Annotated in this window: 21 protein-coding genes; 20 read left to right on the top strand and 1 reads right to left on the bottom strand. The window is 62.6% G+C overall.

Annotated features, from left to right (window positions below; translation table 11 throughout):
- The first annotated feature begins 15 nt into the window (after positions 1-15).
- The 7 genes from VAE54_RS12020 to VAE54_RS11990 all read left to right on the top strand — a co-directional run bounded on the left by VAE54_RS12020 (position 16) and on the right by VAE54_RS11990 (position 7,656).
- A complete protein-coding gene (locus VAE54_RS12020; RefSeq protein WP_416223804.1) occupies positions 16-1,161 on the top strand; it encodes a branched-chain amino acid ABC transporter substrate-binding protein in 1,146 nt (381 codons plus the stop codon).
- 243 nt (positions 1,162-1,404) lie between these two features.
- Complete coding sequence (locus VAE54_RS12015) at positions 1,405-2,403, top strand: branched-chain amino acid ABC transporter permease (RefSeq protein WP_416223803.1); 999 nt, start codon at positions 1,405-1,407, stop codon at positions 2,401-2,403.
- Positions 2,404-2,455: 52 nt separating this feature from the next.
- A complete protein-coding gene (locus VAE54_RS12010) occupies positions 2,456-3,880 on the top strand; it encodes a branched-chain amino acid ABC transporter permease (RefSeq protein ID WP_322802208.1) in 1,425 nt (474 codons plus the stop codon).
- 42 nt (positions 3,881-3,922) lie between these two features.
- On the top strand, positions 3,923-4,708 hold the full coding sequence (locus VAE54_RS12005; RefSeq protein WP_322802207.1) for an ABC transporter ATP-binding protein: 786 nt from the start codon (positions 3,923-3,925) through the stop codon (positions 4,706-4,708).
- A 187-nt stretch (positions 4,709-4,895) separates the two neighbouring features.
- Positions 4,896-5,609, top strand: a complete 714-nt coding sequence (locus tag VAE54_RS12000) for an ABC transporter ATP-binding protein (RefSeq protein WP_322802206.1) — start codon at positions 4,896-4,898, stop codon at positions 5,607-5,609.
- Positions 5,610-5,708: 99 nt separating this feature from the next.
- Positions 5,709-6,596 (top strand): transporter substrate-binding domain-containing protein, encoded by an 888-nt coding sequence (locus tag VAE54_RS11995; RefSeq protein ID WP_322802205.1) that lies wholly within the window; start codon positions 5,709-5,711, stop codon positions 6,594-6,596.
- A gap of 208 nt (positions 6,597-6,804) precedes the next feature.
- Complete coding sequence (locus VAE54_RS11990) at positions 6,805-7,656, top strand: amino acid ABC transporter permease (protein ID WP_322802204.1); 852 nt, start codon at positions 6,805-6,807, stop codon at positions 7,654-7,656.
- Positions 7,657-7,793: 137 nt separating this feature from the next.
- Here VAE54_RS11990 and VAE54_RS11985 read toward each other — a convergent pair whose 3' ends face one another.
- A complete protein-coding gene (locus VAE54_RS11985) occupies positions 7,794-8,453 on the bottom strand; it encodes a LysM peptidoglycan-binding domain-containing protein (RefSeq protein ID WP_322802203.1) in 660 nt (219 codons plus the stop codon).
- A gap of 353 nt (positions 8,454-8,806) precedes the next feature.
- Between VAE54_RS11985 and ftsY the strand changes: the two genes are divergently transcribed.
- The 13 genes from ftsY to VAE54_RS11920 all read left to right on the top strand — a co-directional run bounded on the left by ftsY (position 8,807) and on the right by VAE54_RS11920 (position 21,589).
- Positions 8,807-9,730 (top strand): signal recognition particle-docking protein FtsY, encoded by a 924-nt coding sequence (gene ftsY, locus VAE54_RS11980; RefSeq protein WP_322802202.1) that lies wholly within the window; start codon positions 8,807-8,809, stop codon positions 9,728-9,730.
- Between the two features lie 10 nt (positions 9,731-9,740).
- A protein-coding gene (gene prfB, locus VAE54_RS11975) for a peptide chain release factor 2 (protein WP_322802201.1) occupies positions 9,741-10,848 on the top strand; the annotation gives its coding sequence in 2 pieces (ribosomal slippage) (positions 9,741-9,806 and positions 9,808-10,848; 1,107 coding nt in all).
- Positions 10,849-10,911: 63 nt separating this feature from the next.
- A complete protein-coding gene (locus VAE54_RS11970) occupies positions 10,912-11,571 on the top strand; it encodes a helix-turn-helix domain-containing protein (RefSeq protein ID WP_322802200.1) in 660 nt (219 codons plus the stop codon).
- Positions 11,535-12,242 carry a sortase gene (locus VAE54_RS11965; RefSeq protein WP_322802199.1) on the top strand — a complete coding sequence of 236 codons (708 nt, stop codon included), beginning with the start codon at positions 11,535-11,537 and terminating at the stop codon, positions 12,240-12,242. Before VAE54_RS11970 ends, VAE54_RS11965 begins: the two co-directional genes overlap by 37 nt.
- A 60-nt stretch (positions 12,243-12,302) precedes the next feature.
- Positions 12,303-12,806 carry a DUF6391 domain-containing protein gene (locus VAE54_RS11960; protein ID WP_322802198.1) on the top strand — a complete coding sequence of 168 codons (504 nt, stop codon included), beginning with the start codon at positions 12,303-12,305 and terminating at the stop codon, positions 12,804-12,806.
- 88 nt (positions 12,807-12,894) lie between these two features.
- The gene (gene holA, locus VAE54_RS11955) at positions 12,895-13,863 is read left to right on the top strand and encodes a DNA polymerase III subunit delta (protein ID WP_322802197.1); all 969 of its coding nucleotides are present in this window, start codon (positions 12,895-12,897) and stop codon (positions 13,861-13,863) included.
- Between the two features lie 200 nt (positions 13,864-14,063).
- Positions 14,064-15,293 carry a class I SAM-dependent rRNA methyltransferase gene (locus VAE54_RS11950; RefSeq protein ID WP_322802196.1) on the top strand — a complete coding sequence of 410 codons (1,230 nt, stop codon included), beginning with the start codon at positions 14,064-14,066 and terminating at the stop codon, positions 15,291-15,293.
- A gap of 123 nt (positions 15,294-15,416) precedes the next feature.
- The gene (locus tag VAE54_RS11945) at positions 15,417-16,211 is read left to right on the top strand and encodes a hypothetical protein (RefSeq protein WP_322802195.1); all 795 of its coding nucleotides are present in this window, start codon (positions 15,417-15,419) and stop codon (positions 16,209-16,211) included.
- A gap of 263 nt (positions 16,212-16,474) precedes the next feature.
- Positions 16,475-17,425 (top strand): MoxR family ATPase, encoded by a 951-nt coding sequence (locus VAE54_RS11940; protein ID WP_322802194.1) that lies wholly within the window; start codon positions 16,475-16,477, stop codon positions 17,423-17,425.
- Between the two features lie 172 nt (positions 17,426-17,597).
- Positions 17,598-17,807: a hypothetical protein gene (locus tag VAE54_RS11935; RefSeq protein WP_322802193.1), complete on the top strand. Its 210-nt coding sequence runs from the start codon at positions 17,598-17,600 to the stop codon at positions 17,805-17,807.
- Complete coding sequence (locus tag VAE54_RS11930) at positions 17,804-18,523, top strand: DUF6754 domain-containing protein (RefSeq protein WP_322802192.1); 720 nt, start codon at positions 17,804-17,806, stop codon at positions 18,521-18,523. Before VAE54_RS11935 ends, VAE54_RS11930 begins: the two co-directional genes overlap by 4 nt.
- An 84-nt stretch (positions 18,524-18,607) precedes the next feature.
- Positions 18,608-19,231 carry a hypothetical protein gene (locus VAE54_RS11925; RefSeq protein ID WP_322802191.1) on the top strand — a complete coding sequence of 208 codons (624 nt, stop codon included), beginning with the start codon at positions 18,608-18,610 and terminating at the stop codon, positions 19,229-19,231.
- 147 nt (positions 19,232-19,378) lie between these two features.
- The gene (locus VAE54_RS11920; RefSeq protein ID WP_322802190.1) at positions 19,379-21,589 is read left to right on the top strand and encodes a zinc ribbon domain-containing protein; all 2,211 of its coding nucleotides are present in this window, start codon (positions 19,379-19,381) and stop codon (positions 21,587-21,589) included.
- Positions 21,590-21,677: the final 88 nt, after the last annotated feature.

Genomic DNA, 21,677 nt, shown 5'->3' with positions numbered 1-21,677 from the left:
TCTCCTACCCCGGCGGTGAAGGGCACCATTAAGATCGCCACCCAGAGCCCGCTCTCGGGTGGTCAGGCGGCTCTGGGGGAGGGCATTAAGAATGGTGCCCAGCTGGCGATCGAGCAGCTGAAAGGCCCCATTGAGGCCCTCGGTTTTAAGGTGGAGCTGGTGCCCTTCGATGATCAGGCCAAGCCGGATGTGGGGGTGGCCAATGCCAAGCAGCTGGTCAACGATCCCGATATCCTGGCGGTGATCGGCCACCTCAACTCCGGCGTGGCGATCCCCTCTTCGGAGACCTACAAGGATTACGACCTGGTGATGGTCTCGCCCGCGAACACGAACCCCTGCATCACGGACCGTGGCTATCTGGTGGTGAATCGGGTCTGTGGCCGTGATGATGTGCAGGGGGCGGTGGGCGCGGAGTTCGCCTTCAACGAGCTCAAGGTCAAGACCGCCTTCGTGATCCACGACAAGACGACCTATGGCCAGGGCGTGGCGGAGTTCTTCAAGAAGCGCTTCGAGGAGCTCGGCGGCAAAGTCCTGGGCTTCGAGGGGACCGAGGAGAAGGCCAACTTCGACCCGCTGATCACGGCGATCCAGGCAGCGAACCCCGAGCTGATCTACTTCGGCGGCATCTACGATCAGGCGGGCGTCTTCTTCAAGCAGGCCCGGGAGAAGGGGGTGAAGGCGATCTTCCTGGGGCCGGACGGAATGGACTCCTCGGAGCTGGCGAAGATCGCCGGGGATGCCGTGGTGGGCATGTATTACACGAGCGTGGCGGCGCCGCCGACGGTCTATGAGGGAGCTAAGAAGTTTATTCAGGATTACAAGGCCAAGTTCGGAAAGGATCCTGAGCCGTTCTCGGCCCAGGCCTACGATGCCACCGCCATTGTGTTGAAGGCCATTGAGGCAGCCATCAACGAGGCGGGGGGTCAGAAGCCCAGCCGCAAGGCGGTGGCGCAGAAAGTGCGGGCCACCAAGGACTTCCAGGGGATCACGGGCGTGATCACGTTCGATGAGCGGGGCGACCCGGTGAAGGCCAAGTATTTCGTGATCAAAGTGGTCTCCGGGAAGCCGGAGGATTGGGGCAATAACCAGCTGGTGAAGACCCTGGAGCTGGCGCCGCCGCCCTTCACGCCGGAGCTGAAGGCGAAGTGCGGTGTGAAGTAATCGGGGGATCAAGCCCGGGTGGGGAGGATCTCCTGGCCTCCCCACCCGGTGTTTATGGGGACCGTAAGAAATTCTGAGGGCGAGTCGGGAGAAATGCGAAGCAAACTCTCCGAATCCCTCCTGTATCAGGCACTGGTGGTCCCGCTGATCCAGCTTTTCGTCTTCGTCACGATCAGCCTCATCGTTATCGGTTCGATCATCCTATTCCTGGCTGTTCTCTTCAACCGCCCCGTGACCGGAGGGATGACCCTCCTCCAGTTCGTTGTTCGCACGCTGCCCCAGGTGGCCATCGATGGCCTGGTGATCGGCTTCCTATATGCAATGATCGCCCTGGGTTACACCATGGTCTATGGGGTGCTGCAGTTCATCAACTTCGCCCATAGCGAGATCTTCATGGTCGGGGCCTTCATCGGTGTGGAGTTGATGCTCGCGCTGGCGATCCCATCTACTGCGCCTCTGATGCTGATCATGGTCGGGATCCTGTTGGCGGTGGCGGCCGGGATGGCTGGTAGCGGGCTGCTGGCGGTGCTGATCGAACGGGTCGCCTACCGGCCGTTGCGGGGTGCACCTCGCCTGGTGCCGCTGATCTCGGCCATCGGGGTTTCGTTCTTCCTTCAAGATGCCGTTCGAGCAATTGAAGGATTGCTGAACAACGCGTTCTATCGGAATTATCCTTCTTTCCCCGTTCTGAACCAGCAGATCCCCATCGCTTCTTTTCAGATCGCCGACCAGTCGATCCAGATGCAGATCCAGGCAAAGGTGGTCTTCATTATTATTGCATCTCTATTGATGCTGACGGGGCTGAACTTTGTGGTGAACGCCACTCGGCTGGGTCGGGCGATCCGGGCGGTGGCCCAGGACCGGCCGACGGCGGCCCTGATGGGCGTAGATGTGGATCGGATCATCATGCTGACCTTCCTCATCGGCGGGGCCCTGGGCGGCGCAACGGGTGTGCTGTTTGGGATCCGGGTCGGCCGGATCGATCCATATGTGGGGTTCATCCCCGGGATTAAAGCTTTCACGGCTGCGGTGTTGGGCGGCATTGGCAACATCACCGGGGCCATGCTGGGCGGGATCGTCCTGGGGGTCCTGGAGGGCTTCGCGGGAGCGTATCTTTCCCAGTTCACTGGCGGGGCTTTCGGGACGGAGTATAAGGATATCTTCGCGTTCCTGATTCTCATCCTCATTTTGATGTTCCGCCCGACCGGCCTGCTTGGCGAGCAAGTGGGCCAGAAGGCATGATCCGATCGCATAAGCCTTGTCTGATCGCATTTCCGGGACGAAGAGGTGCGGGATGCTCCGTGCCAAGACCATGGAGTGGATTACTCAGATTCGGAACGGACGCTCGATCTATCTGGTGGGCGTGCTGGGTTACATTGTGGTTGCTCTTCTCCTTATGAACGGGCTAAGCCAGCCGGGGCTGCGGGATGCGGTCTGGTATCCTCTGGTCTCCGCTCTCGCCTTCGCGGCATTCCTGGGCTCCCTGCTGGTAATTTATTACGCCCCCCTGGCCGGTGTGGTGAAAGCCATCCTGGGCCTGGCTATCCTCTTGGTCCTCCTTCCCCTTCTGGGGATCCGGAACACATTCCTGCTGGAAGTGGCCACTCAGGTAGGGATCTTCGCGGCGATGGCATTGGGCCTGAACATTGTGGTGGGTTTCGCCGGGCTCCTGGATCTGGGATATGTGGCCTTCTACGCCGTCGGCGCGTATCTTTGGGCGATCTTCGGCTCCCCCCAAGCGAACATCGCCTTCGGGACGAATCGCTTCCCGTTGGAGCCGGAGTGGTTCTTTGTGTTCTTGTTCCTGGCGGTCGGGGTGGCGGCGCTTACCGGAATCCTGCTGGGGCTTCCGGTGCTGCGATTGCGGGGAGATTATCTGGCAATTGTCACCCTGGCCTTTGGTGAAGTGATCCGGGTGATCGTCAACAACCTGGACAAGCCGATCAATCTAACCAATGGCCCGCAAGGGATCCGCCCGGTTCAACGTCCTCCGCTGTTCTTCAAGCCATGGCTGCATGCGCTGGGGATCCGTCTGGATGACCCCACGCTTTATGCGCTCTATTTCTATTTCCTTGTCCTTTTGGTGATCGCCTTCGCCATCTGGTTGACCCGGCGCCTGGAAAACTCGTGGGTGGGACGGGCCTGGACGGCCATCCGGGAAGATGAGCTGGCGGCCCAGGCCATGGGGATCCCCCTGGTGCGGATGAAGCTGGCGGCCTTCGCCACCGGCGCTTCTTTCGCCGGGGCGATGGGCATGATCTTCGCCGCGAAGCAATATTTTATCAACCCCGAGAGCTTTACCTTTATGGAATCGATCGGGGTCTTGGTGATGGTGATCGTGGGAGGTATGGGAAGCATCCCCGGCGCCATTGTGGGAGCCGCGGTGGTGACCATCCTGAACCTCCAGATCCTGAAGGGCCTGTCGCTTATGCTGAACAAGTTACGCCAGGCCGGGGTGGTGATTCCAATCATTAACTTCCCGCTGAGCCAGTGGCCAACCCAGTTGGAACCCGCCAAATATGAGCGGCTGGTCTTCGGGATCCTCTTGATCCTGATGATGATTTTGCGGCCGCAGGGTCTCATCCCGGAGCGGCGTCATCGCATGGAGCTGGCTGAGGCCCTGGGTCGGGAAGAGCCTGCGGAACTGGAGCGGCTGCCGGCGGAGGAGGAGCTTCCACCGGTGATCTCCGCCCCTGAGATCAAGCCGACAAGGGATTAGAGGGATTGGGCATGGTTGATCACAGCGCCAGGAGGCGCGGGAATGTCTTACCTGCTTGAATTAAAGAAGATCACCAAGCGCTTTGGGGGATTGGTCGCGGTGAACCGGGTGGATTTCACCCTGGAACCGGGCCGTATCGTAAGCATTATCGGGCCTAACGGGGCCGGTAAGACCACCCTCTTCAATCTCATCACCGGGATCTATAAACCGGATGAGGGGGAGATCCTATTCGAGGGGCGCTCCCTGGTTGGGCTGCGGCCGGATCAGATCACGGCTCGAGGCATCTCTCGAACCTTTCAGAACATCCGCCTGTTTGGGAATATGACGGTGATGGAGAACATCCTGGTCGGCATGCATACCCGATTTCGTGCGAACCCGGTGGATATCCTGCTTCAAACCTCTCGCTTTCGAGAGGAGGAACGGGAGCTGCGGGAGGAGGCGCTGCGGCTGATCCGGTTTGTGGGGCTGCGGGCCTCGCCGGATGAGCTGGCCAAGAACCTGCCTTACGGTGAGCAGCGCAAGGTGGAGCTGGCCCGGGCCCTTGCGGCCCGCCCGAAGCTGATCCTGCTGGACGAGCCCACGGCCGGTATGAACCCTCAGGAGACCGCCGAGACCACCCGGCTGATCCGACGTCTGCGGGATGAGCTGGGTATCACGGTGATCCTGATCGAACATCAGATGCGCGTCGTGATGGGGATCTCCGAGCGGGTCACCGTGCTGGATTATGGGGAGAAGATCGCGGAGGGAAGCCCAGAGGAGGTTCGACGGAACCCGCGGGTCATCGAGGCGTATCTGGGCCGAGGGGTTGCGATCGGAGCGATGGCATGAGGATTTCTTTGCTCTTATATTTCCCAGTTTCCCAGGACCCGGTGGTTCCTCATTCCGGTTAGCGGATGGCTTCGGATAGCGATTCAGCGGGGGGCAGACCGCCGAAGTGGTTTGCCCCATGGAGATCAGCTCGAATCGCGATCGCCTCCAGGAGGCTACTCCAATCTTAGATACGGGAATGGGCGAAATGGCGGTTCTGGAGCTTATCGATGTCCATACGTATTATGGACACATCCATGCGCTGAAAGGGATCTCATTCAAAGTCGAGCCGGGGGAGATCGTTACCCTGATCGGCGCCAACGGTGCAGGCAAGAGCACCACCCTCCGCACGATCTCCGGGCTGGTTCGCGCCCGTCATGGTCGCGTGCTGCTGAATGGGGAAGACATCACCCATTTGCCCCCTCATGAAATCGTGGCCCGAGGTGTGGGGCATGTCCCGGAAGGGCGGCGGGTCTTCCCTCAGCTGACGGTCTGGGAGAACCTGGAGATGGGAGCTTATACGGTCAAGGATCGGCGTGAAGTGGCAAGGCGGATGGAGTTTGTGTTCACCATCTTCCCGCGCTTGAAGGAACGCCTTCATCAGAAAGGCGGGACCCTATCCGGGGGCGAGCAACAGATGCTCGCCATCGCCCGGGCGCTGATGATGCAGCCGCGTATTCTCCTGATGGATGAGCCTTCCATGGGCCTGGCCCCCATTCTCGTGGAGAGCATCTTCGAGGTCATCCGACAGCTGAACCAGCATGGCACCACCATCCTCCTGGTCGAGCAGAATGCCCATATGGCCCTCCAGGTGGCTCACCGGGGCTACGTGCTGGAGACCGGTCGCATCGTCCTGGAGGGAACGGCCCAGGAGCTGGCGAACAATCCTCAGGTCCAGGCCGCATATCTCGGAATGCATTAGGGATTTCGCGGCGGTCCTCCTCCTGGGGCCACCGCTTTCCTGAATTGGAGCCCGACGGCGCAAGTCCTATCCCTGAGTTAATTAACTAAGGAGGAGACCATGAGGCGCCTGCTGTGGGGCATCTGGATCTTCGCGCTCCTGGCGGTTGCGTGTCAGCCGTCCGCCACGCCGGTTCCAACTCCTGTCCCTGGGGCAACATCGGCCCCCACTCGCACTCCAGCCGTCACGCTGACTCCAGCTCCAACCGCCACATTGACTCCAACTCCAGCTCCGGCTGCGCAGCTTCCCAACCTGGGCGGGCGGACGTTGAAGATCGCCAGCGATACCACCTACCCTCCTTTTGAATTCGCCGATCCGAAGACGAACGAGATCGTGGGTTTCGATGTCGATCTGGTGAATGAAATCTGCAAGCTGCTGAACTGCAAGCCCGTGATCGTCTCCACCGCTTGGGAGGGGATCTTTGCCGGCCTGGAGCAGAGGCAGTTCGACCTCGCTGCCTCTGGCATCACCATCACAGAGGAGCGCAAAAAGAAATTCGATTTCTCTGACTCTTACCTCCGCTACGGCCAGGTGGTCCTGGTGCGCGCCGATGAGGAGCGCATCAAGAGCAAGGACGATCTGAAAGACAAGATCGTGGGGGTGCAAATCGGAACCACCAATGAGGAGACCGCCAAGACGCTGGTGGCGAACGAGGCGAAGCAGCTGAAGCGCTATGACACCTTCGACCTGGCAGTGCGCGCGCTGCTGGCGAAGGATGTGGATGCCGTGGTGATTGATAGTCCAGCCGCCGATGGTTTCATGGCCCAGAACCCGGGCAAGCTCAAGATCGCTGGGCAGCCCTTCACCAGCGAGGATCTGGGCCTCTGCTTCCCCAAGGGGAGCGATCTCGTCGGTCCCTTCAACGCCGCCCTGAAGGTCCTGAAGGAGAACGGCACACTGGATCGTCTCTATCGGAAGTGGTTTGTCGAGTTTAAGCCAGGGCAATAGCAGGAATAGATTGTTTGGGAAAATGGATGGCTGCTCTGAATGGGTCGCGGGCGATCTCGCGACCCATTCTGTTTCACAATAGCTGGGCGGATCGTCGGATTTGCCCATGGGGGCTCTGGGGTCGGGCGGGTCGCCTGCGATGAATCCGCCTGGCCTTCCCCCGTTGGGGTTGCGAGCTGAGCCTGAATCTCCTTCAGGAGCCTGGAACATGGCGGTCTCCGTGGAGACCCAGACGACGTTGCCTTCCGTTCCTCCTCCGCAACGGGCTGGATGGAATTGGCGAACATGGCCCTGGTGGGCAGTATTGCTGGGCACATTTGGGCTCTGGACCGTGGTGGCCATTCTGTATTCTCCCGACTATCAGGCCACTGTTCGCTTTCTGTTTCGCGGAATCCCGGTCACTCTTCAATTAACCGTCATCGCCTATTCCATTGCTCTCATTCTGGGTCTGATCGCCGGCCTGGGTCGGGTATCTCGAAATGTGATCTTCTACAACTTGAGCACCTTATACGTGGAATTCATCCGGGGGGTCCCCCTGCTGGTCGTGTTGTTCTATGTGGCCTTCGTGGCCGCGCCTCCCGTGGGTGACGCGCTGATCGGGGCAGGCCAAGCGTGGGGGATACCCCCACTGATTCAGCTGGGCCGCTTGATCCGGAGCGAAATGGGGCGGGCCGTCACTGGCCTGGCAATTGGCTACGGGGCCTATCTGGCTGAGGTTTACCGGGCGGGGATCGAGTCGATCCCCAAGGGGCAGATGGAAGCGGCTCGCAGTCTGGGCATGACCTACTGGCAGGCGATGCGCTTGGTCATCCTTCCACAGGCCATTCGGAATGTGTTGCCTCCGCTGGGGAACGACTTCATCGCGATGCTCAAGGATACCGCCCTCGCCTCAGCGATCGCGGTCCCCGAGTTAATGTATGTGGGTCGTCAACGGGCGGCGGGCACTTTCCGGTATTTTGAGGTCTACAATACCGTCGCCCTTCTCTACTTAGCCATGACCCTGTTGCTCTCCCTCCTGGTCCGGACGTTGGAGCGTCGGACGGCGATTCCCCGCGGATAATGGTCAGGGGAAATCCTGAGGCAATCGGATGCAGGCAACGCGTTCAGGCTCGGATCGAGAGGATGGGACGCGTCCTCCCAAAGCCATGGGAAAGGGAACAGGGCACCATCGGACTCCGTGGGCGCCTGCTCCCTGCTCTATGGAGACCCGGGGACGCGAAACTCCAGCACCGGTCGGCCCTCCGCATCTTTCAGAACGCCTCGTTCGCCAGGCCGCCACACGGCTTCCGTCCGACCCCAGTAAAGATCCGTGGCGGTGTTCGCTCCTCCGCGCGTATGGATGGTTACGGCGCTTCCGGTCCATAGCGTCAGCGCCGGGAACGTAAACCGATGTCCCTCTTCATCCTCCATCTGCCATCCCGCCAGACTCAGTGTGATCCCTTTGTTCACCAGGACCACCGCTTCTGCGGCCAGATCCCCGGGCGCTTTCACTGCAAGAATCTGCAAATCAACCCCGCCCGGCGGGGGGGAAGGCCAAGAGGAGGTCGGCGGAGGCGGAGGGCTGAGGGGAGGAACCGGACTGCCCGTGGGAATCCATAGGGTCTGCCCAGGATAGATGGTGGTTTCGGCGCTCAAATGGTTGGCCTCCAGCAGAGCATCCAGGGGGATCTCGAAGCGGGCGGCAATGGATCCAAGGGTATCCCCAGGCTGTATGGTATAGGTAAAGGGTTGACGGGGAGTCGGCGTGGGCAAGGGAGTGGAAGTGGGGCGAGGCGTGGGCAGGGGAGGAAGCGGTCGAATCCGATCCAGCGCCCACATCGCCAGGAACAGCGCGCCACAGGCGGCCAGCGCGTTCAACCCGATTCCCCAGAGTCTGTTTCGGGAGGTTCCTGCAGTGCGCATAGGCGTTTTCAATTTCTTATGATCGCTTCGTCCGGTTATGCCTTCCGGATCCCGGTTCGTCGGAAGGAACAGACGAATGGCCCTAAGCCTTCGAACATCCTCCGGCAAAAGTCCGGCGGCCGGAAGGACCGCGGGAAAGGCCTTCGCTATGAGCGAACGCTTTGATCATACGACCCCTCGGGATTTCTTGGGAAATGGCCGTAAATCCCCATCCAGAGCGCTGCGGGAAGGGAAAGTTCCCGCCGGGAAGCTTTCAGCGGTCCGGTTTATAATTCATACCTGAGCCCAGCACGGAGCGAAAATCCTTCATGCGCGGGGTGCTTCAATCATTGCGGGATGGCCTGGCGCGGACGCGCCAGGCGGCCTTCGGTCGGATCGCCCAGCTGTTGGGGGCGACCGAGATCACCGAGGCCCTGTGGGAGGACCTGGAGGCGGCGCTGATCCAGGCGGACGTGGGGGTCCGGGTGACGATGGAGCTCATGGATCGCCTGCGGGAGCGGGTTCGCCGGGAGGGGATCACCCGGGCGGATTCCCTCCGGACGTTGCTGAAACAGGAGCTGCGGGCGATCCTGGGGGATCCTCCACCGCTGAACCTGGGCCGGAGGCCGCTGGAGGTGGTGCTGGTTGTGGGGGTGAACGGTTCCGGGAAAACCACCACGGTCGCCAAGCTGGCGTATCAGTTCCAGCGGCAGGGCCGACGGGTATTGCTGGCGGCGGCGGACACCTTCCGGGCCGCAGCCGGGGAGCAGCTGGAGATCTGGGCGGAGCGGGCCGGAGTGCCCTGCATTAGCGGCCAGCCCGGGGCCGACCCCGGAGCGGTGCTCTTTGATACCTTGCAGGCCGCCCGGGCCCGGGGCTATGACCTCGTCCTTGCGGACACCGCGGGGCGGCTTCACACCAAATACAATCTGATGCAGGAGTTGAAGAAAGTTCGGAACGTCGCCGCGAAGGTGATCCCGGACGCTCCCCACGAGGTCTGGCTGGTGCTGGACGCGACCACCGGTCAGAACGCCCTCCCGCAGGCCCGGGAGTTCCATCAGACGGTGGGCGTCACGGGTCTGATCCTCACCAAATTGGACGGAACAGCCAAGGGCGGGGCCGTTTTCGCCATCGCACGGGAGTTGGGCCTGCCGGTGCGGTTCGTCGGGGTTGGGGAGGGGCTTGAGGATCTGCTGCCGTTTGATGCGGATGCCTTTGTGGACGGATTGTTCGATGGAACTTTTGCAAACTGAGGAGGGATCCATGAGTGAGTTGCGGGAACGGCTGGAGACGTTGACGCTGACCCTGGAGGATCTTCTGGACCGTCTTTGACATCCCGAAGAAGCAGCTGGAGATCCAGAAGTTGGAAGAGGAAGCCGCGCGGCCGGACCTCTGGGATCAGCCGGCCCGGGCTCAGGAGCTGATGAAGCGACTGGGCCGGCTGAAAGAGGAAGTGGAAAGCTGGCTCCGCCTGCGCCATCGGATCCAGGAAGCCCGGGAGCTGCTGGATCTGGCGGAGGCGGAAGGAGAGGAAGCCCTGACAGCGGATCTGGAACGGGAGATCAGCGCCCTGGAAGAGGAGGTCCGGCGCCATCAATTCGAGGTATGGATGTCCGGCCCCTACGATCGAAACGATGCGATCCTGGCCATCCACGCCGGAGCGGGGGGGACCGATGCTCAGGATTGGGCGGAGATGTTGTTGCGCATGTATCTCCGGTGGGCCGAACGCCGCGGATGGGAGTCGGAACTGCTGGACAAGGTGGACGGTGAGGAGGCGGGCATCAAGAGCGCCACGGTTCTGGTGAAGGGCCCTTACGCCTACGGTTATCTGAAAGCCGAAAAGGGGGTCCACCGGCTGGTCCGCATCTCCCCCTTCGATGCGGCTCACCGCCGCCACACCTCGTTCGCCCTGGTTGAGGTGTGGCCGGATATCGGGGAGAGCCCGGAGATCATCATCCGTCCAGAGGATATCATCGTCGAGACTTTCCGGGCTTCCACGGCGGGCGGTCAGCACATGCAAAAGAATGAGACCGCGGTCCGCATCCGGCATATCCCAACCGGGATCGTGGTCTCGTGTCAGAACGAGCGAAGCCAGATGCAGAACAAAGAGACCGCGTTGAAGATCCTGAAGGCTCGCTTGGCGGAGCTGGAGGAGCAGAAGCGACGGGCGGAGATCGCTGCTCTGAAGGGGGAGCACGTGAGCGCCGAGTGGGGGAATCAGATCCGGTCCTATGTCCTGCATCCCTACCAGCTGGTGAAGGATCATCGCACGGACTATGAAACCAGCCAGGTCGAACGGGTACTGGACGGGGAGCTGGATGAATTCATCGAGGCCTATCTCCGGCAGGCGGTTGCCCCTTCTCGGTTGTAGAGCTTCCTGAGGGCTTTGGGCTCGCACCGGGCACCCACTTCTGAAAAGGGAGGGATGCGGCGAATGGCAAAACGAAGGACGAAGGATCCTGCGAGGGATGCGGGGGAGTGGCTCTCCCTCAAGGCAGCGGCCGCGATGTTGGGCGTGCATCCAGCAACCCTTCGGGCCTGGGCGGATGCGGGGCGGATTCCCTCTCGTCGGACGGCAGGGGGGCATCGACGGTTCGCCCGTCAGGATCTGGAAGCATGGCTGCGAGCGCATGGGGCGGAGCCTGGGGTGCGGATGCTGATTGCCTATACCCTGGGCCAGCTCCGTCTTGAGCTCACCCGCGGAGCCGGCCCCCAGGCTCCCTGGTTTGAGCGGATACGGGGGGAGATCGCCTCGGCTTTCCAGGCCACGTGTTACCAATTGCTGGAGGAGCTTCAGGCCTATATCCACGATCGCGATCCCCGGCGCCCGCAGCGCGTTGGAGCACGTTATGCGGAGCAGGCTGTCGCTGCAGGGTTAGCGTTGGGGGATCTGTTGCGGGCTTTTCTGCATTTCGGGGGCTATCTCCTGGAGAGTGTGTTCCGGATGGTGGAGATGGGCGGCTCTCCAGAGCACTGGCATGAGGTCCATCGGGCGATCATGGCGTTCTACAATGAGACGTTGCTGACCATGATCGAGCGTTACCTGGAACAAGCGCCATGGCCGAAGGCTACGGCAGGCTTCTCCGCAGATTAAGTGGGATCCTGGTGGGGGCTGGTCTGGCGGCCTGGGTGGGGGGCATCGGGCTCGCCGGGCAGACGCGGGTTGCTTCTCCATCTTCCATCGAACAGGTGCCCGAGCCCATTTCCTCCGCTATGCCGGCACCACGCCTCTCGTCCCCTGATCCCATGGACGCCCCCCGGCCCATCGCTGTGCCATCCCCGCCCGTATCGGCGGGGACCGCCGAGGAGGATCCTCCCCTTCGCCTGGGGATTCCAGCGATCCAGTTGGACGCCCCGGTCATCCCGGTAGGGCTGACGACGATCCGAGAAGGAGAGCAGGAATGGATCACCTGGGCGCCGCCCGATGAGTTCGCCGCCGGCTGGCTGATCACCTCTGCCTATCCCGGCCAGCCAGGCAATGTGGTCCTGATCGGTCATCACAATATCTATGGGAAGGTTTTTGCGAACCTTCATCGCCTGCGCCCCGGGGATCTCATCCGCCTGGAAACCCGGCGGCAAACCTATTTTTATCAGGTGGAGGCGATGCATATCCTCCCGGAGAAGGACCAGCCGCTGGAGGTCCGACAACGCAACCTGCAATGGGTTCTGCCCACACCCGATGAGCGGTTAACCCTGGTCACATGCTGGCCTGCTCATACCAACACCCATCGCCTGATTGTGGTGGCACGGCCCGTGAAGCCATAAGACGCGCGCGCTGGTGTTCGATGTCTCGGAATGATCTCTATTCGACCGAGGGAGGAATCGATGTCTCTTCTGGATTGGACCCCTGTGCGACGGATTCGACGCAACCACGCGCTGGAGCATGCCACAATCCATCTGCTGAGCCAGCAGTTCCCTGGCCGGCCGATGGCGGGCCGCTCCACGCCCTTCGGGTTCTACATTTACGGGAACGTGCCCCTGGAAGCGGTGGCGGCGGCATCGCGGGAAGCCCTGGAGCGGTTGCGACGGGGCGAGCATCACTGGGCGATCCATCCCGGATGTGGGACGAACTATGTGGCGTCCGGCACCACCGCAGGCCTGACCGCCTTTCTGGCGCTGGGGCTGGTTCCTCATCGTCGACGTCGGGATGTGTTGCCGCTGGTGATCCTGGCGACCGTGCTGGCCCTCATCGCGGCCCAGCCTCTGGGTCCATGGTTGCAGACCCACGTGACCACCCGAGCGGATCCGGGAGATCTGGAGATCGTGGGGGTGCGGGCGCTCCCAGGCGGATGGGTTCATGGATATTTTGTGGAGACACGTGGGGGGTGAATCGGCAACCCGGCTTGCTTCCCGCAGGTCTTCCGCTGGCTTCTTCGAATGATCCGTTTCCAGGTAGCCGCCTGATGAGGCGTTTTATATGGTCATCGTTCTACACGGGGAGAACGAGCTCGAAATCGAAGAAGCGTTGACGGAACTCCGGGGGTCCGTAGGGGACGCCGCCGCTCAATCGATGAATGTCGTAATCCTGGACGGGCGGCGGGTGAGCCCCGACGAATTGCAGGCGGCATGCGCTGTTATGCCCTTCCTGGCCGCCTGTCGTCTGGTCATCGTCGAGGGCCTGTTCACGCGGGAGCGCCGTCGGGCCCGGGAGGAGCCCGCCTTCCTGGAGGCGCTGTCCGCTGTTCCCCCAACCACCATGCTTGTCCTGATCGAGCCCCGGACGCTCCTGGAGGACCATCCCCTGTTACGCTGGATCGCGGCTCATCCTGATCAGGGGGAGGCGCGACATTTCCCCCTTCCCTCCCCCCGGGCATTGCCGGAATGGGTGATGGCTCGGGCCCAACGCTATGGTGGAACTTTTACGCCCCAGGCCGCCTCAGCCCTGGCAGCCCTTCTCACGGACCCGCGTCTTCTGGATCAAGAAATCCAGAAGCTGGTGGCCTGGGCGGCCGGTCGGCCGGTGATGCCCCAGGATGTGGAGCGGCTGGTGCCGTATGCGGCGCCCATCAGCCTGTTCGAACTGACGGAGGCGCTGGGTCGTCGGGATGTGCGCCGGGCCCTAACGGCCCTGCATCGGCTGCTTGGGGAAGGGGAGCATCCGTTGGGTCTGTTCGGCATGATCGTTCGTCAGTTTCGACTCATGCTCCTGATGAAGGAGCAGCTGGAGAAAGGTCTCTCACCTGCGGAGGCGGGAAATCGGTTGGGTCTTCATCCGTATGCGGCTCGCAAAATCGCCGAGGCGGTCGTGGCGTTCTCTTTGCCGCAACTGGAGGCTTTCTATCGAAGCCTCGCCGAGCTGGATGTGGCCATCAAGACAGGTCAGGTTCCCGACGTAGTGGCGCTGGAGACCTTCATTGTCTCTGTGGGTCGGCGGGATATGGCTTAGACCTGTCTACACCCTGTTGTCCCCCCAAGAGGACGGGGTTTGGGGAAATGGGCGGCGGGGCGGTTCAATCCCTCACTCCGATTTCTCCCCCTCACCGCAACCTCTTTCGCCTGAGATCCGATCCATGCTGATGTCGTCGGGATCCGATCGGGAGAGCAGGGGGTGGGGAATAATCCTCTGGCCCTCAGGAGGGGATCTCCATGAGGCCGAGTGTGATTCTGAAACCGAATGCTGGGCGCAAGCTTCGCAATTTCTATCCCTGGGCTTTCCACGATGACATCGCGGACGTCCAGGGTGATCCGGAGCCTGGAGCGATCGTCCTCGTCCGGGATTCCTCTGGGGCCATGATCGGGCAGGCGTTTTACAACCCGGGCGCCTCGATCCCGATACGGATGCTCACCCGGAGCGAAGAGCGCCTCGATGCTGGATGGTTCCGTCGACGCCTGATGGATGCGGCGGCCCGCCGGCGGGAGGTCCGTGGGACCAATGCGGTGCGTCTGGTCCATGGGGAAGCGGATAACCTTCCTGGCCTCATTGTGGACCGATACGGCGAAGTGCTGGTGGTGCAGATCCGGAACATGGGGATGGAGCGCTGGCGGGAAAGCATTGTGGAGGCCCTGCGGGAATTGTTTGCCCCCCGTGGGATTTACGAGCGCAGCGATGTGGAGGCCCGGGAGGATGAGGGGCTCGAGGCCCGCACAGGGCTCCTGTGGGGGGAGGCGCCGGATCCGATCGAGGTCCTGGAGGATGGGCTGGTTTTCGAAACCAGCGTGGTGCGAGGGCAAAAGACCGGGTTTTACCTGGACCAGCGGGACAACCGGCGGCGATTGCGAGGATGGGTTCGGCCGGGCGATCAGGTGCTGGATGTTTACGGCTATATCGGGCCCTTTGCGCTTCACGCAGCGGCTGCGGGCGCTACGGCTGTGGTGATCGATAAAGATCCATGGGCGCTGGGGCAGGTGGAGCGGAACGCCTTCCGTAACGGCCTGGCGGACCGCGTCACTGTCCGCCTGGGGGATGCGCTGGAGATGATGGGGGCGCTGCTCGCCGAGGGCCGTCGCTTCGACTGGGTGGTGCTGGATCCCCCGGCGATGGTGAAGCGTCGCGTCGAGTGGGAGCGGGGGGTGCGACGCCGGTTTGTGGAGATGGCTCGCCTGGCCCTGGGCCTGTTGAAGGATGGTGGAGGACTATTCTTTTCGTCATGCGCTTACTGGATCCGTCTGGAGGATCTCATCGAGGCCGTCCGCCTGGCGGCCTCCGATGTGGGCTGCCGCCTAAGGGTGCGCGATGTGACCTATCAACCTCTCGATCACCCATGGATCCTCCAGATTCCGGAAACCCTCTATCTCAAAACGCTGATTGTGGAGAAGCAATCCGCCAACGGTTCGGGCTCCATTCGGCCCGGGAAAGCAGATCTCCCATGGGGATAGAGACCGCTGCGGACAAACGTCACCCGAAATCCCCTCCGTCGTTGGGTTTTTTAAAAGCGTTTGAGGTGCGATATATTGGGTAAGGAGCGGGCTGGAAGAGGCGCCATCCCCGGAGGGACCGCCGTGGGCTCCAAAGAAGAGAAAAGCTTGCCGCCCGGAGTGCAGATGCTGGGCCCCGCGCTGATCTTGCTGGGGGCGATGTTACCGTGGGGCGTATCCCCGGAAACCCGCGGTCTGGATCCCTGGGGGGTGCTCGTCCTCTTGGTCGGAGTGCCCGCTTTGTTGCTGCCATGGGCGGCTGGTGAAACGGTAGGGGCATATCGGGTTCTGGCAGGCCTGGCACTGATCGCCGCGATCGGGGCCATAGGGGAATGGGTAGTTGCCTGGCGAGCGATTTCCCCAGATATCCCCAATCCGGCCGCTCATGTGGGGAAGGGCCCTCTCTTCACCCTGGCGGGGGTGGCCCTCACATGGGCCACCCTCCCAGGTCCGCTCAAGGGCTGGCATCGCGCGCTGGCGGCAGGAGGGGGGTTCGGGCTGATGCTCGCCCTTGCGATGGCGATGTCTGTCTGGCTCTCCATCGGGAAGGAAGCGTCGGCGGCGATCGACCGCGCGGCCCCCGCGCCGGTGGGGACCCCATGGATCATCATTGAGGTTCGCCCTTCTTCCCCCACCCCGACGATGCCGGGCCGAGAGCAACTCCCGCCGGCCGCGCCCACTCCGACCTCCCGGGTGTCTCCTTCTCAAGGGACAGGCTCAGAACCCGGACCCTTTGGTCCGCTGGAGCTTCCGACCGCTACTCCCTGGAGTGGGGGTTCAGAATACAGGGCGCCCACCCCAGCGCCGACGGCGACGGTTCCCTTGCCGCGTTCACCCTTGCCCTCGCCGACGCCGCCATCATCACCGGTGAACCCGTAGCCTGGGCGCGTCCCCGAGCCATTGCCCGTGCAGAAGGTTACGGCTCTAAGTCGATAGAGGTAGAAGCACAGCGTGCTACCTCCGCGCGTTGGGTTTCGACTCAGCGGGCGGACGGGGTCCCACCCATGGCCAAGCATCCGTGAGACATCCGAGGGGCCGGTTTGGAAAACCGGCGGGACATATGCCGTTCGGCCCCTATCGGAGAGGTGGGATATAGGGCTATGGGGAGGAAAAGACATGCTGTTCTCACGGGAGGTTCTGGAATGACTGTGTTCGCTCAGGATGTCGCCCGCCGTTTGGTCGAGAACATCGAGCGGGTGATTTTCGGGAAGCGGGATGCGGTTGAGCTGGCGGTGATCGGTTTGCTGGCTCAGGGCCATCTTCTGATCGAGGATGTGCCCGGGGTAGGGAAAACGATGCTGGCCAAAGCTATCGCCCGCTCCATCGGGGGGATCTTTCGTCGAATTCAGTTCACCCCGGATATGCTTCCCAGCGACATCACCGGTGTTTCCATATTTAATCCCGGAACCCGTTCCTTTGAATTCCGTCCTGGGCCGATTATGGCGAACATCGTCCTGGCGGATGAGATCAATCGGGCCACCCCGAAGACCCAGGCGGCGTTGCTCGAAGCGATGGAGGAGCGTCAGGTCAGCGTGGACGGCGTGACCTATGCGCTTCCCCAGCCTTTCCTGGTGCTGGCCACCCAGAATCCCATTGAATACGAAGGGACGTTCTCGCTACCGGAGGCGGAGCTGGATCGTTTCATGTTGCGTATCCATCTGGGCTATCCCTCTCGAAAAGACGAGCTGGCGATCCTGGAAGCCCAGCAGTTCCGCCATCCGATCGAGACGCTGGAGCAGGTGGTGCAGCTGGAGGAGCTGCGTCGGGCTCAGGAGGAGATCCGCGGCGTCTATGTGTCTGCGGAGGTAAAAGGATATCTGCTGGAGATCGTGGAACGGACGCGAGAGCACCCGGATATCTATCTGGGCGCCAGCCCGCGGGGCGCTCTGGCGCTGTTCCGAACGGCGCAGGCCCGCGCGGTGCTGCGGGGGCGAGAATATGTGCTCCCGGATGATGTGAAGGCGCTGGTTCAGCCATGCCTGGCCCACCGTCTGATCCTGAACCCGGAAGCCCGGATGCGGGATGTCACCCCGGAGCAGATCCTCACCGAGATCGTGAGCCGGATCCCGGTGCCGGGCGCTGCCCTCGCTTGACCAGGAGCGGATCGCCGCTTGGCCAGTTGTGGGCAGGTGTCAAAACTCTTATACTCAAGACAAGGCAAATCGCTGGATCGTCTGATTTAAAACCAGAGGGTGAGTGGGCAGCTTTGCCGCTATTCTACCCTCGAGGATCCTTAATTGAAGGGGCATCCAGGTGGCGCAGCGGATGAAAAAGCCGGAAAGCACCCGGTATGAGGAGAGGGCCTGTCCAATGGATTTCGACTGGATCCTAGAGGCCATGGCGCCGCTCCGCTTCCCTCTGGCCCAGGGATTATGGTTGCTGTGCCCGTGGTTGGGGCCTGAGCGGATCGCCCGCTGGATCGCGAGCCTGGAGGGCGCTTCCCGAGCTCAGGATCATCAGAAGGAGCTTCCATGATCAGCGGATGGATGCTTCCCGTTTTCGTGGTGTTGGCCCTCGTGGCCGCCTGGATGGCGCGACGGATCCCGAACCCTCCCCGGGACGTGGAGCCGTTTCGGAGGATCCCTCGACAGGTGGGGCGGGCGCTGGAGGCCGGGCAGCCGCTCCATCTCGCCCTGGGCTCCGGGGGGTTGGTCGACCGGGATGCGGCATTGACGCTGAGCGGGGGGCGGATCTTGGAGCGCCTAGTCGGAGAAGGGGGAGCGGGGGAGATCTTCCCCTTCGTGACCGTGGCGGACCCGGTGGCGCTGCTATATGCCCGGCGGGCGCTTCAGGATGCCGCTCTACGCCATGGCGCTTCGATCCCCCCGGATCGGGTGTGGTGGGCTGGCGCCAGCCCGATGGCTTACGCGGCAGGTCTCACCCTGCTGCTGGGCACGCAGCCGGTGGTGGCCAGCATATTGAGCGGTCGGTTTCGGGAGGAGGCGGTGCTGGCGGGAGAGATCGGTCAGCGATATGGAGCCCATTCCGTGTTTTCGATGCCCGATCCGGGCGGGGCCGCTGCCTTGTGGCCCTTCGACCCCCGCCTGGCCGTTGGCGAGGAGGCTTTCGCGGTGCCCTCTTCGGGGGAGACCCCAGGGCGCCTATCGGCGCTCCTCCTGACCCATGATCTGATCCGTTGGTTGTTGATCGCGCTCCTGTTGCTTGGGGCTCTGGGGCTGGGGTTGCATTGATCGTCCCCGGAGGGCGTGGGTTGAGCGAAGCCCCGGAGGCATCCCCGCTCCACTCCTGGAAGGATAGGGAAAGGAGAGATACGGATGGTTCGACGCGCGTTGCCGGCGGGCCTTTTGAGCCTGTTTATCATCATCACCTTGTTGCCCTATGGGTGGCCTCAGCTGACCTTTCGTCAGGCTCTGACCGAGCTGGGTTCCACTCTCCTGGCTTATGCAGCGGTGGTGGGCTTCCTCTCTTTTCTGGGGGCCCATTTTCACCGGGTGGGAGCGCGCGCCGAGGGCTGGCCGTATAGCCTGGTGGCGGCTCTCACGGCGCTGGCGTTCCTTCTGCTTTCCCTTTTAGAAGGCGGCCTTAGAGGGAATGGCCTCACCGGGCCATGGACCGGATGGATATATCGATATGGATTGTTGCCCTTAGAGGCCTCCATAGGCGCTTTGCTGCCTTTCTTTATGGTTCTGGCCCTCTGGCGCCTGTCGCGCACTCGCCGTTCCGCTGATGTCCCGCTCTTCGTCGCCGGCGTCCTCACGGTGCTCATCATCCATTCCGGTGGAACCCTTCTCCCCACTCTGTTCGGTTCCTTCTATGAAGCGCTGCTCTCCCCACTGGCCACCGGTGGGATCCGCGGGATCCTGATAGGAGTGGCCATCGGCGTAGTGGCTTTCATGGTGCGGGTCTTCCTGTGGATGGACCGACCGCTGGGTCGATAAAACGAAATTCTGTTTCGAACGGTTGGCGGGGACGGGCACGCCGAAGGTATGCCCATCTTCAACGAAAGGATCTTTCCCTCCGCCCTGCGCTGCTCCGCGGCGCGGATAGGAGGGCAGATTCCCTGGCAGAACCCGGGGAGGTTGGGGATGAAAGCCTGTCCAGTTTGTGGGGCTGCCAATCCGGATGATCAGGCGACCTGCGAGGAGTGCGGAGCCAGCCTGACTTCTGTCTCCATAGAGGAGGGAGTCCCGTGCCCGGTCTGCGGCTATCGGAATCCCAGCGGGGTGATCTTCTGTGCGCAATGCGGTGCCCGCCTGGAGTCCGAAGGGATGGGGGGGGCGGAGGGACCTTCAAAGGAAGAGGTTCCTGAAACCGTAGAGGTTGGGATGGATTGGGTCGCGGCGCTGGAGGAGCTTTTCCCGGAGATCCCATCGGAGGCCTGGCCTCCCGCTCCAGAGGCCACGCCCGCTGAGGCCGGCATCGCTGGCGTGGAGGAAGAAAGGGTTCCTCCCCATCCTGCTGAGGGAGAAAAATCGCCCGGCGCGGAGGCTCCTCTTCCCGCGCCGTGGGAATGGCTGGAGGAAGAGAAACCTGCCTCGCCTGTGTCGGAGCCCATCCCGTGGGCGCCAGCAGTGGAGGAGATCCCCTCCGTGTTCGAACCAGAGGGTTCCTCGGAGGAGGTTTCCATCTCTCCTCCTTTTGAAGGCGCTCCGCTGGAGATCTCGGAACTATGGTCTGGGACAGAGAGCACGGAGGAGGAAGCGGGATCTTTTCCATCTCCGGGCGTTCCGCCCATTCAGGAAGGCGAGGAGCCTCCTTTCCCATGGCTGGAGATGCCTGGCGAGGCCCCGGAACAGGGCCCTGAGGCGTCCCCATTAGGAACTGCGCCGTTTATCGAATGGCCTCTGGAACTGGGAGGGGAGGTCCCCACGCCGTCCCAAGTCGGTCCTTTTGTTGAAATCCCTCCAGAACGGACGGAAGAAAGCGAGGCAGGGTTTCCGTTTGAGCTGGAAGCGGAGGAGATCCCAGGGTGGTCGGAGGAATCGAAAGAAGCCATCCCGGAAGTGCCCCATGAGCCTTTTGAGGCATGGAAGCTGGAGGAAAGCCCTCTAACTGCGGAGGAGATTCCTTTAGAAGAGGCCCTGCCAACGCAGGCAGGCGTTTTCCTGATCCAGGCAGAGCCTCCCGCGGAAGCCCCTGCTGAAGCCCCTCCCTTCACCGATCTGGAGGCGGTGCTTGCCGAAATGCCGGAATGGCTCCAGGCCCTTCGGCCGGTGCCCGAAGAAGAGGCCCCGGCTCCCTCTGAAGCAATCCCAACGATCGAACCGGCGGTTGTGGAGACCCGAGGACCGCTGGCGGGTCTGGTGGATGTGTTGCCGTTGAACGTGCGGCTGTTCGAGATCCACGGGCCGGCGGCCCGGCTTCGATCCCAACCGCCTCCTGAGCTTCTCACGCGGGCCCAGGCGTGGCGGAGCCTGCTGGATCAGGGCTTGGCGTTCCTGCCCGGGGAGCGAGCGGTGGAGCCTGCCCCCGCCGGCCTGGTTGCCGCGCTGGAGCGCTGGCTGCTCTTCGCGCTTCTCATCGGCGCGTTGATCCTGGGGCTCTACTGGCCGCTGCCCTTCTTCCAGCCGGCTCTCCTGATGCCTCCCGTGGATTTCCTGGCCCGTCTGGATCAAGCGCCCGCCGGAGGCATCGCCCTGGTCGCGGTGGATTACGGGCCGGATCGCGCGGCAGAGCTGGAGCCTTATCTCCAGCGGATCCTCGAGCGGCTCGCTGCCCGGGGGGTTCGCGTGCTGACCGTGAGCCTCTCCCCATGGGGAGCGGCTCAAGCCGCTCAGGCGATTCAGGCGCGCCCGGATTACGGCGAGCGGGTGGCCCATCTGGGCTACTATCCGGGTCAGGAAGTGGGCGTCGCTCGTCTCCTCACTCGTCCCCTCCGCCAGCTGGGGATGGATTATCGGGGGCAGCCCCTGCAGGGGCTCCCCATAGCCCGGGATTTCGGGGAAGATCCCCTGGCCGCCCGGGTGAATCTGGTGGTTCTGATCACTGGATCGCCGGATGTCTTGCGGGGATGGATTCAGCAGACACAGGGAGTTCTCTCCCCGGAGGTACCGGTGATCGCCGCGGTCGGCGCGAACCTGGCCCCCTACGTGGCCCCTTATCGGGAGAGTGGGCAGCTGCAAGCGGTCGCGATCGGCCTGCGGGACGCGTTGCTGCTGGGTGGACCGGTTCCGGAGGGCAGCCCGGCCTTCTTCGACCTTCAGGCGCAGACGGTCCTCCAGGTGCTGGTCATTGCCCTCATCGGTGTGGGGCTGGGAATCCGCCTCTTCCGAAGGCCGACGGGGATTCCGGAATAAGCGGGTTGGGGGGAGATGGACAGCTTCCTCATCCGTCCCGCTCCACCGATCATCCGCCTGGGCTGTCCGAAAAAGCGAAAAAACTCAC

This window comes from Thermoflexus sp. (genome assembly GCF_034432235.1).
Classification (GTDB): Bacteria; Chloroflexota; Anaerolineae; order Thermoflexales; family Thermoflexaceae; genus Thermoflexus.
Note: the sequence above shows the minus strand (reverse complement) of the source record. Positions and strands in the feature narration are given on the sequence as shown.